14 protein-coding genes and 1 tRNA gene are annotated in these 15,434 nt (G+C 71.8%); 12 read left to right on the top strand and 3 right to left on the bottom strand.

Annotated features, from left to right (window positions below; genetic code table 11):
- Positions 1 to 110: 110 nt before the first annotated feature.
- Both Srubr_RS05125 and Srubr_RS05120 read left to right on the top strand, forming a co-directional pair.
- Positions 111 to 557, top strand: coding sequence for an SRPBCC family protein (locus Srubr_RS05125; protein ID WP_189996261.1), 447 nt, complete (start codon positions 111 to 113; stop codon positions 555 to 557).
- A gap of 39 nt (positions 558 to 596) precedes the next feature.
- Positions 597 to 668, top strand: a tRNA-Val gene (locus Srubr_RS05120).
- Between the two features lie 72 nt (positions 669 to 740).
- On the opposite strand, the gene Srubr_RS05115 is transcribed toward Srubr_RS05120, so the two are convergent.
- Positions 741 to 1,466, bottom strand: a complete 726-nt coding sequence (locus Srubr_RS05115; RefSeq protein ID WP_189996262.1) for a 3'-5' exonuclease — start codon at positions 1,464 to 1,466, stop codon at positions 741 to 743.
- Between the two features lie 245 nt (positions 1,467 to 1,711).
- Here Srubr_RS05115 and Srubr_RS05110 point away from each other — a divergent pair, with 245 nt between their 5' ends.
- The 3 genes from Srubr_RS05110 (at position 1,712) to Srubr_RS05100 (ending at position 4,666) form a co-directional block, all read left to right on the top strand.
- Complete coding sequence (locus tag Srubr_RS05110; protein WP_189996263.1) at positions 1,712 to 1,909, top strand: hypothetical protein; 198 nt, start codon at positions 1,712 to 1,714, stop codon at positions 1,907 to 1,909.
- Positions 1,910 to 2,022: 113 nt separating this feature from the next.
- Positions 2,023 to 3,999, top strand: a complete 1,977-nt coding sequence (gene thrS / locus Srubr_RS05105) for a threonine--tRNA ligase (RefSeq protein ID WP_189996264.1) — start codon at positions 2,023 to 2,025, stop codon at positions 3,997 to 3,999.
- Positions 4,000 to 4,105: 106 nt separating this feature from the next.
- The gene (locus Srubr_RS05100; RefSeq protein ID WP_189996265.1) at positions 4,106 to 4,666 is read left to right on the top strand and encodes an HIT family protein; all 561 of its coding nucleotides are present in this window, start codon (positions 4,106 to 4,108) and stop codon (positions 4,664 to 4,666) included.
- Positions 4,667 to 4,701: 35 nt separating this feature from the next.
- On the opposite strand, the gene Srubr_RS05095 is transcribed toward Srubr_RS05100, so the two are convergent.
- Positions 4,702 to 6,348, bottom strand: coding sequence for a hypothetical protein (locus Srubr_RS05095; protein ID WP_189996266.1), 1,647 nt, complete (start codon positions 6,346 to 6,348; stop codon positions 4,702 to 4,704).
- A 200-nt stretch (positions 6,349 to 6,548) separates the two neighbouring features.
- Positions 6,549 to 8,750 (bottom strand): elongation factor G-like protein EF-G2, encoded by a 2,202-nt coding sequence (locus Srubr_RS05090; RefSeq protein WP_189996267.1) that lies wholly within the window; start codon positions 8,748 to 8,750, stop codon positions 6,549 to 6,551.
- A gap of 307 nt (positions 8,751 to 9,057) precedes the next feature.
- On the opposite strand from Srubr_RS05090, the gene pgsA reads away from it, so the two are divergent.
- From pgsA to Srubr_RS05055, 7 genes are all read left to right on the top strand, one after another.
- On the top strand, positions 9,058 to 9,720 hold the full coding sequence (pgsA, locus tag Srubr_RS05085) for a phosphatidylinositol phosphate synthase (RefSeq protein WP_189996268.1): 663 nt from the start codon (positions 9,058 to 9,060) through the stop codon (positions 9,718 to 9,720).
- The gene (locus tag Srubr_RS05080; RefSeq protein WP_189996269.1) at positions 9,717 to 10,625 is read left to right on the top strand and encodes a phosphatidylinositol mannoside acyltransferase; all 909 of its coding nucleotides are present in this window, start codon (positions 9,717 to 9,719) and stop codon (positions 10,623 to 10,625) included. Before pgsA ends, Srubr_RS05080 begins: the two co-directional genes overlap by 4 nt.
- Positions 10,622 to 11,785 (top strand): glycosyltransferase family 4 protein, encoded by a 1,164-nt coding sequence (locus Srubr_RS05075; protein ID WP_189996270.1) that lies wholly within the window; start codon positions 10,622 to 10,624, stop codon positions 11,783 to 11,785. Before Srubr_RS05080 ends, Srubr_RS05075 begins: the two co-directional genes overlap by 4 nt.
- Positions 11,786 to 12,399: 614 nt before the next feature.
- Positions 12,400 to 12,942 (top strand): LemA family protein, encoded by a 543-nt coding sequence (locus tag Srubr_RS05070; protein WP_189996271.1) that lies wholly within the window; start codon positions 12,400 to 12,402, stop codon positions 12,940 to 12,942.
- 113 nt (positions 12,943 to 13,055) lie between these two features.
- Positions 13,056 to 13,961 (top strand): pyridoxal 5'-phosphate synthase lyase subunit PdxS, encoded by a 906-nt coding sequence (gene pdxS / locus Srubr_RS05065; protein ID WP_030781005.1) that lies wholly within the window; start codon positions 13,056 to 13,058, stop codon positions 13,959 to 13,961.
- A 22-nt stretch (positions 13,962 to 13,983) separates the two neighbouring features.
- On the top strand, positions 13,984 to 14,589 hold the full coding sequence (gene pdxT, locus Srubr_RS05060; protein WP_189996272.1) for a pyridoxal 5'-phosphate synthase glutaminase subunit PdxT: 606 nt from the start codon (positions 13,984 to 13,986) through the stop codon (positions 14,587 to 14,589).
- A gap of 75 nt (positions 14,590 to 14,664) precedes the next feature.
- Entirely contained in the window at positions 14,665 to 15,417 is a 753-nt protein-coding gene (locus Srubr_RS05055) for a YebC/PmpR family DNA-binding transcriptional regulator (RefSeq protein WP_189996273.1), read from the top strand.
- Positions 15,418 to 15,434 lie beyond the last annotated feature (17 nt).

Genomic DNA, 15,434 nt, shown 5'->3' with positions numbered 1-15,434 from the left:
GCGCCGCAGCACGGGCGGCGGCGCTCGCCCACCCAGTGTGACCCGGCCCGCGGCGGGGCACATGAGTACGCGTACTCAGATTCACGCGCCCGCCCCGGCACACTCGCCCCATGGACCCCCACCACTACCGCTTCCACAGCACATGGCCCCTGCCCGCCACGCCGGCCGCCGTCTACGCGGTGCTGGAGCGCGCCGACGACTACCCCCGGTGGTGGCCCCAGGTACGGTCGGCGACCCGCCTGGCCGAGCACACCGGCCTCATCGTCATCCGCTCCGCGCTGCCCCTCGCCCTCACCGCCACCCTGCGGCAGACCCGCCGCGACCCGGCCGCCGGCGTCCTGGAAGCCGCCCTCTCCGGAGACCTCCAGGGCTGGGCCCGCTGGACGATCACCGCCGACGGCCCCGGCACCCTCGCCCACTACGAACAGGACGTCCGCGTGGCCCGGCCCCTGTTCAGGCGGCTCGCCCTGCCCGGACGGCCCCTCTTCCGCCTCAATCACCGCCTGATGATGCGGGCCGGGCGGCGCGGACTGCTGCGCCGCCTGGACGCGGTTTGAACGAAGGGCGCCCGGACCTGTATTGTTCAGTGCGTTCCCGGGCGATTAGCTCAGCGGGAGAGCGCTTCGTTCACACCGAAGAGGTCACTGGTTCGATCCCAGTATCGCCCACCGGGAAAGGCCGGTCCGCCGCGGCGGACCGGCCTTCTTCATGTCGCCGCCGTGCCCCCGCCGCCGCCCGGGTCACGCCGCCGCCGGCAGCTCCGGCCGCAGCGGCCACTCCGGGCACACCGTCTCCTCCGAACCACTGCGCGCGAACCACGCCTGCAACCCGCGCGCCTGCGCCGCGTGCCACTCCACCTGGAGCGCGTGCAACTCGGCCGGGGACAGCCGCTCCAGCCGGGACGCGAATCGCCGCCCCAGCGCCCGTACGACATCCAGCGCGGCCAGCGCGTCCGCCGCCGCGTCATGCGCGCCCCGCAGCGGCACGCCGTAATGCGCGCACAGATCGCCCAGCGTGCGGCGGCCCTTGCGGTACCGGTCCAGTTGCCGGTCGAGCACCCGAGGGTCCAGCACCTTCAGCGGCACCGAGTCGAACCAGCGCGCCAGCGACGACGCCCGGTGCCGGCGCAACTCCCGGTCCAGCAGCGTCAGGTCGAACGGCGCGTTCATCACCACCAGCGGGCGGCCCAGCGACGCGTGCTCCGCCAGCTGCTCCGCTATCTCGTACATCACCGGCGCCGGCCAGCGCCCGTTGTGCTGGAGGTGCTCCTCCGTCAGCCCGTGCACCGCCGTCGCCTCCGCCGGCACCGGCACCCCCGGATTCACCAGCCAGCGCGACACCCGGGGCCGGGTCCCCGGCGCGTCCTGGACGACGACGGCGGCCGACACGATCCGGTCGGTCTCCACGTCCACACCCGTCGTCTCCGTGTCGAAGGCGGCCAGCGGCCCCTCGTACCAGGTCGTCATCCCAACTCCTCGCTCACCCACGGCAGCTGACGTCCCGACTTCTGCCGTTCGGTGATACCCGGCCCGTTCGCACCGTACGCCGCCCGGAAACAACAGGAGTACGTGTACCCGCAGTTCAGCGGCCCACAGCGGCAACACCCCGGTCAGAGAAGGCAGTTGGACATGGCCATAGCGCAGCCCGAACGGGACGGGCTGCCGCCCACCCGGCCGGGCCCCTTCGCGGCACCCTCGCCACCACCGCCTGCGTGGAGACACTCCAGGTCGGCCTGGCCGGGCTGCCCGTCCGTGTGCGGGGCCGGCCGGAGCGCCGCGGCGGCTGCCGCAGACTCACCGGCGCCTCCGGCGTCGTCGTCGTACCCGTGGACGACGCCGAACCGGACCGGCCGCTGAAGTCCCTCCAGGAGCACCCCGGCTTCCCCGAGGAGCCCGGCGGGGACGGGTGACCGGGCGCGGACCGAGGGTGACCGTTTCGCGGTCTGTGCCGTCGGGTCGGTACGATCGCCTGTGCGCGCGCTCCTGGTATGGCGCCGCACCCACCTTCAGTCAGGAGAGACCGGTGTCAGACGTCCGTGTGATCATCCAACGCGATTCCGAGCGGGAAGAACGCGTGGTGACGACGGGCACTACGGCCGCCGACCTCTTCGCGGGCGAGCGCTCGATCATCGCCGCACGCGTGGGCGGCGAGCTGAAGGACCTCACGTACGCACTGTCCGACGGCGACGAGGTCGAGGGCGTCGAGATCTCGTCCGAGGACGGCCTGAACATCCTGCGCCACTCCACCGCGCACGTCATGGCGCAGGCCGTGCAGGAGCTGTTCCCCGAGGCCAAGCTGGGCATCGGCCCGCCCGTCAAGGACGGCTTCTACTACGACTTCGACGTGGACAAGCCGTTCACGCCCGAGGATCTCAAGGCCATCGAGAAGAAGATGCAGGAGATCCAGAAGCGCGGGCAGAAGTTCGCCCGTCGTGTCGTCACCGACGAGGCGGCCCGCGAGGAGCTGGCGGACGAGCCGTACAAGCTGGAGCTGATCGGCCTCAAGGGCTCCGCCTCGCACGACGACGGCGCGGACGTCGAGGTCGGCGCCGGCGAGCTGACGATCTACGACAACCTGGACGCCAAGACCGGCGAGCTCTGCTGGAAGGACCTGTGCCGCGGTCCGCACCTGCCCTCGACCCGGCTCATCCCGGCGTTCAAGCTGATGCGCAACGCGTCCGCGTACTGGCGCGGCAGCGAGAAGAACAAGCAGCTCCAGCGCATCTACGGCACCGCCTGGCCGTCCAAGGACGAGCTGAAGGCGTACCTCGACTTCCTCGCCGAGGCCGAGAAGCGCGACCACCGCAAGCTCGGCACCGAGCTGGACCTCTTCTCGATCCCCGAGCAGATCGGCTCCGGCCTGGCCGTCTTCCACCCCAAGGGCGGCATCGTCCGCCGCGTGATGGAGGACTACTCGCGCCGCCGCCACGAGGAAGAGGGCTACGAGTTCGTCTACACCCCGCACGCCACGAAGGGGAAGCTCTTCGAGACGTCCGGGCACCTGGACTGGTACGCCGAGGGCATGTACCCGCCCATGCAGCTCGACGAGGGCGTGGACTACTACCTCAAGCCCATGAACTGCCCGATGCACAACCTGATCTTCGACGCGCGCGGCCGGTCGTACCGCGAACTGCCGCTGCGCCTGTTCGAGTTCGGGACCGTGTACCGGTACGAGAAGTCGGGCGTCGTGCACGGCCTGACCCGGGCGCGGGGCTTCACGCAGGACGACGCGCACATCTACTGCACCCGTGAGCAGATGTCCGAGGAGCTGGACAAGACGCTCACCTTCGTCCTCGGCCTGCTGCGGGACTACGGCCTGACCGACTTCTACCTGGAGCTGTCGACCAAGGACCCGGAGAAGTTCGTCGGCTCCGACGAGGTCTGGGAGGAGGCGACCGAGACCCTGCGCCAGGTCGCCGAGAAGCAGGGCCTGCCCCTGGTTCCCGACCCGGGCGGCGCCGCCTTCTACGGTCCGAAGATCTCCGTCCAGGCGCGCGACGCCATCGGCCGGACCTGGCAGATGTCGACCATCCAGCTCGACTTCAACCTGCCCGAGCGGTTCAACCTGGAGTACACCGGCCCGGACGGCTCCAAGCAGCGCCCGGTCATGATCCACCGCGCGCTGTTCGGCTCCATCGAGCGGTTCTTCGCCGTCCTGCTGGAGCACTACGCGGGCGCCTTCCCGGCGTGGCTGGCCCCGGTCCAGGCGATCGGCATCCCGATCGGCGACGCGCACGTGGAGTACCTCCAGAAGTTCGCGACCGCGGCCAAGAAGAAGGGCCTGCGCGTCGACGTGGACTCCTCCTCGGACCGCATGCAGAAGAAGATCAGGAACGCGCAGAAGCAGAAGGTGCCGTTCATGGTCATCGCCGGCGACGAGGACATGTCCAACGGCTCGGTGTCCTTCCGCTACCGCGACGGCTCGCAGGAGAACGGCATCCCGTTCGACGAGGCCATCGCGAAGATCGAGCAGATCGTGGCGGAGCGCACCCAGGTCTGATCCGCACCGGCTCCGCGGCCCCCGGGACCATCGTCCCGGGGGCCCGCTCGTGCGCGGCGGTGACCCGAGTCCGCCCCGGCCGTACGGTGGGCCGGGGTGACGCCATATGCTGCCTAGCATGACGAGTGAGCCGGAGCAGCAGATCGGAGTGGGGACGCAGGACGCGTTCCAGCGCCTGTGGACGCCCCACCGGATGGCCTACATCCAGGGCGAGAACAAGCCGACCGGTCCGGGGGCCGACGACGGCTGCCCCTTCTGCTCGATCCCGGCCAAGTCGGACGAGGACGGGCTGATCGTGCGGCGCGGTGAGCAGGTGTACGCCGTGCTCAACCTGTACCCGTACAACGGCGGCCACCTGATGACCGTGCCCTACCGGCACGTGGCCGACTACACCGAGCTGACCGGGCCGGAGACCGCCGAGCTGGCCGAGCTGACCAAGCAGGCGATGACGGCCCTGCGCACCGCGTCCGGCGCGCACGGGTTCAACATCGGCATGAACCAGGGCACCGTCGCGGGCGCCGGCATCGCCGCGCATCTGCACCAGCACATCGTGCCGCGCTGGGGCGGGGACACGAACTTCATGCCGGTGGTGGGCCACACGAAGGTGCTGCCGCAGCTGCTGGCCGACACCCGCAAGATGCTCGCGGAGTCCTGGCCGTCCGCCTAGGCGTACGGCGGGTGCCCTCCATGGAGGGCACCCGGTCACGCGTCGTAGAGGTCGGCCTTCCTCGGCGTCGGGTCCTGGACGTTGCCGCTGAGGAACGACGAGCGGGCGCCGAACTTCTCGGTGTCCACGCCGTTCTCCTCCAGCACCTTGATCGCCGCCGAGTGCACCACGCGCAGCACCGGCGTGGCCGCGCGCAGCGCGTCGTCGGCCATGAAACGATGGCGCCACGGCTGGTCGGCCCAGGCGTGCCGCAGACCGAACGGCTCGGGCAGGCCGAGGGAGCCGCCGAGCCAGTTCAGCAGCGGCGGGTACCAGGTGAGCGGGGCGCGGACGGCGAGCCGTACGACCTCGTCGGTGGTGACCAGCGGCAGCTTGATCGTGCGGTTCTCCCAGGGCTTGAGGGACTTGGCGACTTCCTTGGTCGGTGCCTCCGGCTTGCTGGTGAACAGCGAGTTCACCGGTCCCAGCGCGTGCCCGGTGACCTCGATGCGCAGGGTCTGGTGCAGCACGGTGACGGTGATCAGCATGGTGATCACCAGCTGTCCGTCCCACAGGGTCCACTGCACGCCCAGGTAGTGCCGGTCGCCGCTGCCGAACTGCTGCTTGTTGCAGATCTCCTGTATGGCGTGCGGCTTGACCTGGAACGCCTCGACGTCGGCTCCCTCGGGCCGGGACACCGCCGTGGCCTTCTCGCCGATCGGCGTGACGATCCAGTGCCGTATGGAGGGCTTGGGGAAGCCGCCGGTATGCAGCGGGCCGCGCTCCAGCAGGGACAACTTGTCGTGGATCGCGCGTATCACGTCCCAGCTGCGGAAGGGGTGGATCTCCCGGCCGGGGTCGGCGGGCACCAGGTCCTCGGCGAGCTGCCAGGCGCCCCAGCGGGTGCCCATGCCGAGTATGCCCTTGGGGCCGGCGTAGAAGACCGAGTTGGACTGCTGCTCGGCGCTCAGCCGGGCCAGGGACTGGCGGAGCTCCTCGGCGGCGGTCTGGCCGGGGCCGCGCGGCACGGCCTCCGGGATCTTGGCGCCGACGCTGGTGCCGGAGAGCAGGCCGTCCCAGCGGGCGCGCAGATCGTGGGCGGTGCGTTCGCACAGGCGCTTGGCCCAGAACCAGCCGATCACGGGGGCGATGACACACGCGCGGGCGTACCAGGCCCAGAAGCCGCCGAAGGGCATCTTGACCAGGAACAGCGCGGCGAGCAGGCCGACGCCCAGCAGGAGTGTGGTGGCCAGTGTCCCGGCTCGCTTGTCGTCGCGCCGGGCGACGAAGGAGCGCAGCAGGAAGACCAGCAGCCAGGCGATGAACCCGGGCAGGAAGACGAGGCCGCAGACGACGGTGATGAGACTCAGCTGGTTGTCCCGCTCCCGGCGGATGTTGTTGGCGGCCAGGGCGTGTTCGACCACGAACTGCGGTTCGGTGCCGAAGGACTGGATGAGCGGTTTGCGGCCGGAGGACAGCATCCGGTCCACGAGGGCCCGGGAGAACGCCTCGCCCAGGTTGGGCCGGAACATCTTGATCCGGCCGGCCTTGACGGTCGACTGGTGCCACTCGTTGTCGGCCTTCTTGATCTCTTCGATCGGGCTGTCCCGGTAGGCCGCGGAGGCCAGGGCGGCGGTCGCCGCCTGTCCCTCGCCGACCGAGACGGGTACCTGGGGCCCGTCCCACTCCGTTCCTATCGACATTCCCGCCCCTATCGCCGCCGGTGCCGTGCCTGCGGCCTTCCCGACTTCCTTGCTCCGCACACCTGTTGGACCGGTCGCCGGGCCGCCGCCGGGTGGGCTGCGGCACGACGTCATCAGGTGATCAGCGTATCGGCCGGCACCGACAGCCGTGGGCGGACGGCCGAAGCCGCCCGCCCGTGCGCCGGTCCGGTGCTTCCGTGCTACCCCTCGTCCCCGGCCTGTTCGCGGACGCGTTCGGCGATCTGCGGCGGCATCGGTTCGTGCCGGGCGTAGGCGCGGTCGAAGCGCGCGGTGCCGTGCGAGAGCGAGCGGAGGTCGACGGCGTACCGGCCGATCTCGAACTCGGGCACCTCGGCGCGGATCAGCGTCCGTCCGGAGCCGGTCTGTTCGGTGCCGAGCAGCCGGCCGCGGCGGCCGGAGAGGTCGCTCATCACGGCGCCCACGTAGGCGTCGCCGACGAGCACGGTCACCTCGGCGACCGGTTCCAGCAGGTGGATCCGGGCGTCCGCGGCGGCCTCGCGCAGGGCGAGCGCGCCCGCCGTCTGGAAGGCGGCGTCGGAGGAGTCCACCGAGTGGGCCTTGCCGTCCACCAGCGTCACCCGGACGTCGATCAGGGGGTATCCGGCGGCGACGCCCTTGGCGGCCTGGGCGCGGACGCCCTTCTCGACGGAGGGGATGAACTGCCGGGGCACCGCGCCGCCGACCACCTTGTCCACGAACTCGATGCCCGAGCCGCCGGGCAGCGGCTCCACCTCGATCTCGCAGATGGCGTACTGGCCGTGCCCGCCGGACTGCTTGACGTGCCGGCCCCGCCCGGTGGCCTTGGTGGCGAACGTCTCCCGGAGGGAGACCTTGTGCGGGATGACGTCGACCTGGACGCCGTAGCGGCCGCGCAGCCGTTCCAGGGCCACGTCGGCGTGCGCCTCGCCCAGGCACCACAGGACGACCTGGTGGGTGTCCTGGTTCTGTTCCAGGCGCATCGTCGGGTCCTCGGCGACGAGCCGGGCCAGGCCCTGGGAGAGTTTGTCCTCGTCGGCCTTGCTGTGCGCCCGGATGGCGACCGGCAGCAGCGGGTCGGGCATCTGCCAGGGCTCCATCAGCAGCGGGTCGTCCTTGGCGGAGAGGGTGTCGCCGGTCTCGGCGCGGCCCAGCTTGGCCACGCACACCAGGTCGCCGGCGACGGCGTGGGTGACCGGGCGCTGCTGTTTGCCGAAGGGCATGGACAGGGTGCCGACCTTCTCGTCCACGTCGTGGTCCTCGTGGCCGCGGTCGGCGAGGCCGTGCCCGGAGACGTGCACCGGCTGGTCCGGGCGGAGGGTGCCGGAGAAGACGCGGACCAGGGAGAGCCGGCCCACGTAGGGGTCGGAGGAGGTCTTGACGACCTCGGCGACCAGCGGGCCGTCGGTGTCGCAGGGTTTCAGCTCGCGCGGCCTGCCGTCGATCGTGGTGACCCGGGGCATGGGGTGTTCGAAGGGGGTGGGGAAGCCGCCGGTGACCAGTTCCAGCAGTTCCACGGTGCCGAGTCCCTGCCGGGCGCCCTCGGCGGCGGGCGCGGCGGCCAGCACGGGGTGGAAGGAGCCGCGCGCCACGGCCCGCTCCAGATCCTGGACCAGGGTCTTGACGTCGATCTGCTCGCCGCCCAGGTAGCGGTCCATGAGGGTCTCGTCCTCGCTCTCGGCGATGATCCCCTCGATGAGCCGGTTGCGGGCCTCCTCGATGCCGGGCAGCTGGTCCTCGCCGGGCTCGGACTCCTTGCGTTCCCCGGTCGAGTAGTCGAACAGCTTCCCCGACAGCAGGCCGACCAGCCCGGTGACCGGTGCGTGCCCGTCGGGTCCCTCGGGGCCGCGCAGCGGCAGGTACAGCGGCAGCACGGCGTCGGGGTCGTCGCCGCCGAATGCCTCCGCGCAGATCCGGGTCATCTCCTCGAAGTTCGCGCGGGCGGCCTCCAGGTGGGTGATCACGATCGCGCGGGGCATGCCGACGGCCGCGCACTCCTCCCACACCATCCGGGTGGAGCCGTCGACGCCGTCCGAGGCCGACACGACGAAGAGGGCCGCGTCCGCGGCGCGCAGCCCGGCCCGCAGTTCCCCGACGAAGTCGGCGTATCCGGGGGTGTCGAGCAGGTTGACCTTGATGCCGTCCCATTCGACCGGTACCAGGGAGAGCTGGACCGAGCGCTGCTGGCGGTGCTCGATGTCGTCGTAGTCGGAGACGGTGCCGCCGTCCTCCACGCGGCCCGCCCGGTTCACCGCCCCCGCGGTCAGCGCGAGGGCCTCCACCAGGGTCGTCTTTCCCGAGCCGGTGTGGCCGACCAGCACCACGTTCCGTACGGAGGTGGGCCGGTCGGCCGTGAGAGCCCTGCCGGCGGCTCCGGGGTGGTGTGTCTGTGCCTTGTCGCCCATGATCCTGCCTCCCGTGCACGGTGAGGTCACTGTGGGCGCGGACACGCGGGATCCGCGTGCTCTGGCGGCTCCGGCGACGCCCGCGGTTATTCGAGCTTTCCACTCCCGTCACGTTGCGTCCATACGAAGGACTACGAAGAGTGCGCGTCATTGTCCGTTTCCGTCACGCCCGCCTCGTGGGGCGCCGTGCGCACCGCTTCCGGGCACCGGCCGCGGGTGCCCGCCCGTCGGCCACGCGCGCGCGTGGCTACGATGGGCCAGCCGGCGGCCAGCAGGGGCCGCGGCGTCACCGACCGTCGGGAAGGCCATGCTGAACAAGTACGCGCGTGCATTCTTCACGCGTGTCCTCACACCGTTCGCCGCGTTTCTCATCCGGCGGGGGGTGAGCCCTGACACGGTGACCCTCATCGGCACGGCCGGGGTGGTCGCGGGGGCGCTGGTCTTCTACCCCAGGGGGGAGTTCTTCTGGGGCACGGTCGTGATCACCCTGTTCGTCTTCTCGGACCTGGTCGACGGCAACATGGCCCGCCAGCTGGGCCGCTCCAGCCGCTGGGGCGCCTTCCTGGACTCCACCCTGGACCGGGTCGCCGACGGCGCGATCTTCGGCGGTTTCGCGCTGTGGTACGCGGGCCGCGGTGACGACAACGTGCTGTGCGCGGTGTCGATCTTCTGCCTGGCCAGCGGCCAGGTGGTGTCGTACACCAAGGCGCGCGGCGAGTCGATCGGGCTGCCGGTCGCCGTCAACGGGCTCGTCGAACGCGCCGAGCGGCTGGTGATCTCGCTGGTCGCGGCCGGGTTCGCGGGCCTGCACAAGTTCGGTGTGCCGGGCATCCAGTGGCTGCTGCCGATCGCGCTGTGGCTCGTCGCGGCGGGCAGCCTGGTCACCCTGGTGCAGCGGGTGGTCACCGTCCGCCGCGAGTCCGCGGAGGCCGAGGCGGCGGCCGGTCAGGCCGGCGGGGCCGCGCGGTGAGCGCCGCCGACCGGTTCGCCGACGCGCTGTACGGCCTCGGCTGGAGCACCGTGAAGAAGCTCCCCGAGCCGGTCGCCGTGCGCCTGGGCCGGACCATCGCCGACGCCGCCTGGAAGCGGCGCGGCAAGGGCGTACGGCGCCTGGAGGCCAACTACGCGCGCGTGGTGCCCGGGGCGTCCCCGGAGCGGCTCGCGGAGCTGTCCCGCGCGGGCATGCGCTCGTACCTGCGGTACTGGATGGAGTCCTTCCGGCTGCCGGCCTGGAGCGCCGAGCGGGTGAAGGCCGGCTTCGTCCCCAAGGACCTGCACCATCTGACCGAGGGGCTGGCCGCCGGCCGGGGCGTGGTCCTCGCCCTGCCGCACCTGGCCAACTGGGACCTGGCCGGGGCATGGGTCACCACCAAGCTCCAGACGCCGTTCACGACGGTCGCCGAGCGGCTGAAGCCGGAGTCGCTCTACGACCGTTTCGTGGCCTACCGCGAAGGTCTGGGCATGGAGGTGCTGCCGCACAGCGGCGGAGCGGCCTTCGGCACCCTGGCCCGGCGGCTGCGCGACGGCGGGCTGGTCTGCCTGGTCGCCGACCGCGACCTGTCCGCCTCCGGTGTCGAGGTCGACTTCTTCGGGGAGCGGGCCCGCATGCCGGCCGGTCCGGCCCTGCTCGCCCAGCACACGGGCGCGCTGCTGCTGCCCGTCACCCTCTGGTACGACGACTCCCCCGTCATGCGGGGCCGGGTCCACCCCCCGATCGAGGTACCCGGGTCGGGTACGCGCGCGGAGAAGACGTCCCTCATGACACAGGCGCTGGCCGACGCCTTCGCCGCCGGGATCGCCGAGCACCCGGAGGACTGGCACATGCTCCAGCGCCTGTGGCTCGCCGACCTCGACCCCGCGAAGGGACCCTCGTGAGAATCGGGATCGTCTGCCCGTACTCCTGGGACGTGCCCGGTGGCGTCCAGTTCCATATCCGTGACCTCGCCGAGTACTTCCTCCGCCTCGGCCACCACGTCTCCGTGCTCGCCCCGGCCGACGACGACACCCCGCTGCCGCCGTACGTCGTCTCCGCCGGCCGCGCGGTCCCGGTGCCGTACAACGGCTCGGTGGCCCGGCTGAACTTCGGCTTCCTGTCGGCCGCGCGGGTACGGCGCTGGCTGCACGAGGGCGCCTTCGACGTGGTGCACATCCACGAGCCGACCTCGCCCTCGCTGGGCCTGCTGACCTGCTGGGCGGCGTCCGGCCCGATCGTGGCCACCTTCCACACCTCCAACCCGCGCTCGCGCGCGATGATCGCCGCCTACGCGATCCTCCAGGCCGCGCTGGAGAAGATCAGCGCGCGGATCGCGGTCAGCGAGTACGCCCGGCGCACGCTGGTCGAGCACCTCGGCGGGGACGCGGTGGTCATCCCCAACGGCGTCGACGTGGACTTCTTCGCCAAGGCCGAGCCCAGGCCCGAGTGGCAGGGCGGCACCATCGGGTTCATCGGCCGGATCGACGAGCCGCGCAAGGGACTGCCCGTCCTGATGCGGGCGCTGCCGGGCATCCTCGCGGCCCGGCCGGAGACCCGGCTGCTGGTGGCCGGCCGGGGCGACGAGGAGGCGGCCGTCGCCGACCTGCCGGAGGAGCTGCGCCCGCGCGTGGAGTTCCTCGGCATGATCAGCGACCAGGACAAGGCCCGGCTGCTGCGCAGCGTCGACCTGTACGTGGCGCCCAACACCGGCGGGGAGAGCTTCGGCATCATCCTGGTCGAGGCGATGTCGGCGGGCGCGCCCGTGCTCGCCTCCGACCTGGACGCGTTCGTGCAGGTCCTCGACCAGGGCGAGGCCGGCGAGGTGTTCGCCAACGAGGACGCCGACGCGCTGGCCGAGGCCGCCGTACGCCTGCTCGGCGACCCGGCCCGCCTGGCCGAGCTGCGCGCGCGGGGCAGCGCCCACGTACGGCGCTTCGACTGGTCGACGGTCGGCGCGGACATCCTGTCCGTCTACGAGACGGTGACGGCGGGCGCGGCGGCGGTCGCCACGGACGAACGCGCGACGGGCCTGCGGGCGCGCTTCGGACTGGCACGGGACTGACGCGGGCAGGCTTGCCCCCGGGCGGACGCCGCGCCGGTCGCGCGTTCGTCCGGCGGCGGGCGCGGTTCCGGCCCCGGCGGCGCATGAGCCGGTGCCCCTGACCGGAGCCCCCCGGAGCGACGCGCGTCGGGTGCGACCTGTGCCGTACGGGACCGGGACGGCCGCCGAGTCCGCCGCCGTGCCGATTCCGCAGCGGCCCCGCCGACCCCGGCGGACGCCGCGGACGCCCACCGGCGCACCGGACCCCGCGGGTGTGCCGTACGCGGGACCGCGGCCCCCAGCCGGGCCCGGGCACACGGGCCCGGCGGCCGACGCGCACCGGGATCGTCCGGCCGTCCGCAGTCGCGGCGAAGCCCGAGGCGCCGAGTACGCGGCGAGGGCGGTGAGGCGCCGCCCCGGCCCGTGCGCCGCCGGGCACCGGAGGGAGCGGGACGAGCCGCCCCGCATCCGGCACCCGGGCGTCCGAATCCGGCACCCGGGCGTCCGCAGCCGGACGCCCGGCCCCTACGTGACAACCGGACCGGTGCGAGCCCGCACCGGTTTCCGGACAGCGCGGGCTCGCACCGGTCACGGTGGCTTGGAGGGGGCCGTGCGGCGGCCGATAGCCTTCGGGCGTGACCGCAACCCTCATCTGGATCCTCGTCGCGCTCGTCGCCATCGGCGTGTACCTCAGCTGGACGGCCGGGCGGCTGGACCGGCTGCACGTGCGGATGGACGCCGCCCGGGCCGCGCTCGACGCCCAGTTGCTGCGGCGCGCCTCGGTGGCCCAGGAGCTGGCGACCTCCGGCGTGCTGGACCCGGCCGCCTCGATCGTGCTCTACGAGGCCGCGCACGCGGCCCGGCAGGCCGAGGAGGAGCAGCGGGAGGTCGCCGAGAGCGAGCTGAGCCAGGCGCTGCGGGCGGTCTTCGAACACGCGGCCCAGGTGGAGGCGGTGCGCGAGGCCCCCGGCGGTGACGCGGCGGCCCGTGAACTGGCCGAGGCCGTCCGCCGGGTGCCGATGGCCCGCCGGTTCCACAACGACGCCGTGGGGGCCGCCCGCAGACTCCGCGAACACCGCAAGGTCCGCTGGTTCCGGCTGGCCGGCCACGCCCCCTTCCCGCTGGCCTTCGAGATGGACGACGAGCCGCCCGCGGCCCTGGTCGAGCGGGTCTCATGAAGCCCGGGTGAACAAAAGGAGCCACCGGCTTGTCATTGGCCCTTGCTGTGGCCTGGCCGGCTCGCGTTTCCTCAGGGGAGCACAAACCCTCTTTCCCATCAGTGAGGTCACCCGTGTCCACCACCGAGAACCAGGCTCCCGAGACCGGCACCGCCCGTGTGAAGCGCGGCATGGCCGAGCAGCTCAAGGGCGGCGTGATCATGGACGTCGTCACGCCGGAGCAGGCGAAGATCGCCGAGGACGCGGGCGCCGTCGCCGTCATGGCCCTGGAGCGCGTCCCGGCCGACATCCGCAAGGACGGCGGCGTGGCCCGTATGTCCGACCCGGACATGATCGAGGGCATCATCGACGCGGTCTCCATCCCGGTGATGGCCAAGTCCCGCATCGGCCACTTCGTCGAGGCCCAGGTGCTGCAGTCCCTCGGCGTGGACTACATCGACGAGTCCGAGGTGCTCACCCCGGCCGACGAGGTCAACCACTCCGACAAGTGGTCCTTCACCACCCCGTTCGTGTGCGGTGCCACCAACCTGGGCGAGGCCCTGCGCCGCATCGCCGAGGGCGCCGCGATGATCCGCTCCAAGGGCGAGGCCGGCACCGGCAACGTGGTCGAGGCCGTCCGCCACCTGCGCCAGATCAAGGGCGACATCGCCCGTCTGCGCGGCCTGGACAACCACGAGCTGTACGCCGCCGCCAAGGAGCTGCGCGCCCCCTACGAGCTGGTCAAGGAGGTCGCCGAGCTGGGCAAGCTCCCGGTGGTGCTGTTCTCCGCCGGCGGTGTGGCCACCCCGGCCGACGCGGCCCTGATGCGCCAGCTCGGCGCCGAGGGCGTGTTCGTCGGCTCCGGCATCTTCAAGTCCGGCGACCCGGCCAAGCGCGCCGCCGCCATCGTGAAGGCCACCACCTTCTACGACGACCCGAAGATCATCGCGGACGCGTCCCGCAACCTCGGCGAGGCCATGGTCGGCATCAACTGCGACACCCTCCCCGAGACCGAGCGCTACGCGAACCGCGGCTGGTAACCCACACAGGCAACGGCACCCCATGAACACTCCTGTCATAGGCGTCCTGGCCCTCCAGGGCGACGTACGGGAGCACCTCATCGCCCTGGCCGCGGCCGACGCCGTGGCCAGGCCGGTGCGGCGCCCCGAGGAACTCGCCGAGGTGGACGGCCTCGTCCTGCCCGGCGGCGAGTCGACCACCATCTCCAAGCTGGCCGTCCTCTTCGGCGTGATGGAGCCCCTCCGCGCGCGCGTGCGCGACGGCATGCCCGTCTACGGCACCTGCGCGGGCCTGATCATGCTCGCCGACAAGATCCTCGACCCGCGCTCGGGCCAGGAGACCATCGGCGGCATCGACATGATCGTGCGCCGCAACGCCTTCGGCCGGCAGAACGAGTCGTTCGAGGCATCGGTCGACGTCAAGGGCATCACGGGCGACCCCGTGGAGGGCGTCTTCATCCGCGCCCCCTGGGTGGAGTCCGTCGGCGCCGGGGCCGAGGTGCTCGCCGAGCACGACGGCCACATCGTCGCCGTCCGCCAGGGCAACGCGCTCGCCACCTCCTTCCACCCGGAGCTGACCGGCGACCACCGTGTGCACTCGCTGTTCGTCGACATGGTGCGCGGCGACCGGGCGGCGGAGTCCTTGTAGGATCTCCGGGGGTCCCCCCGGCCTTGCGACCGAGGGGCGTTCGTACAGGATGGGTTACGCGAAGGAGACAGGCAGATGTCCGGCCACTCTAAATGGGCCACGACGAAGCACAAGAAGGCCGTGATCGACGCCAAGCGCGGCAAGCTCTTCGCGAAGCTGATCAAGAACATCGAGGTCGCGGCGCGCATGGGCGGCGCGGACCCCGAGGGCAACCCGACGCTGTACGACGCCATCCAGAAGGCGAAGAAGTCGTCGGTCCCGAACAAGAACATCGACTCCGCGGTCAAGCGCGGCGCGGGCCTGGAGGCCGGCGGCGCCGACTACGAGACGATCATGTACGAGGGCTACGGTCCGAACGGTGTCGCGGTGCTCATCGAGTGCCTCACCGACAACCGCAACCGCGCCGCCTCCGAGGTCCGCGTCGCCATGACCCGCAACGGCGGCTCCATGGCCGACCCGGGCTCGGTGTCGTACCTGTTCAACCGCAAGGGCGTCGTGATCGTCCCCAAGGGCGAGCTGACCGAGGACGACGTGCTCGGCGCGGTGCTGGACGCCGGTGCCGAGGAGGTCAACGACCTCGGTGAGACCTTCGAGGTCCTCAGCGAGCCGACCGACCTCGTCGCGGTCCGCACCGCTCTTCAGGACGCCGGCATCGACTACGAGTCGGCCGAGGCCAACTTCGTCCCGACCATGCAGGTCGAGCTGGACGAGGAGGGCGCCAAGAAGATCTTCAAGCTCATCGACGCGCTGGAGGACAGCGACGACGTGCAGAACGTCTTCGCCAACTTCGACGTGAGCGACGAGATCATGGAGAAGGTCGACGCGTAACGCGTACGGCTGACGAC

Origin of the sequence: Streptomyces rubradiris, from assembly GCF_016860525.1 — a bacterium.
In the GTDB taxonomy this organism is placed as follows: Bacteria; Actinomycetota; Actinomycetes; order Streptomycetales; family Streptomycetaceae; genus Streptomyces; species Streptomyces rubradiris.
The sequence above is the reverse complement of the archived record's forward strand: the minus strand, read 5'-3'. Positions and strand labels throughout refer to the sequence as shown.

Excerpts from the sequence above, each read along its gene's own strand:
- Srubr_RS05125 (WP_189996261.1), top strand. The coding sequence starts at position 111 with ATGGACCCCCACCACTACCGCTTCCACAGCACATGGCCCCTGCCCGCC.
- Srubr_RS05115 (WP_189996262.1), bottom strand. The coding sequence starts at position 1,466 with ATGACGACCTGGTACGAGGGGCCGCTGGCCGCCTTCGACACGGAGACG.
- Srubr_RS05100 (WP_189996265.1), top strand. The coding sequence starts at position 4,106 with ATGCTGCCTAGCATGACGAGTGAGCCGGAGCAGCAGATCGGAGTGGGG.
- Srubr_RS05095 (WP_189996266.1), bottom strand. The coding sequence starts at position 6,348 with ATGTCGATAGGAACGGAGTGGGACGGGCCCCAGGTACCCGTCTCGGTC.
- Srubr_RS05090 (WP_189996267.1), bottom strand. The coding sequence starts at position 8,750 with ATGGGCGACAAGGCACAGACACACCACCCCGGAGCCGCCGGCAGGGCT.
- pgsA (WP_189996268.1), top strand. The coding sequence starts at position 9,058 with ATGCTGAACAAGTACGCGCGTGCATTCTTCACGCGTGTCCTCACACCG.
- pdxT (WP_189996272.1), top strand. The coding sequence starts at position 13,984 with ATGAACACTCCTGTCATAGGCGTCCTGGCCCTCCAGGGCGACGTACGG.
- Srubr_RS05055 (WP_189996273.1), top strand. The coding sequence starts at position 14,665 with ATGTCCGGCCACTCTAAATGGGCCACGACGAAGCACAAGAAGGCCGTG.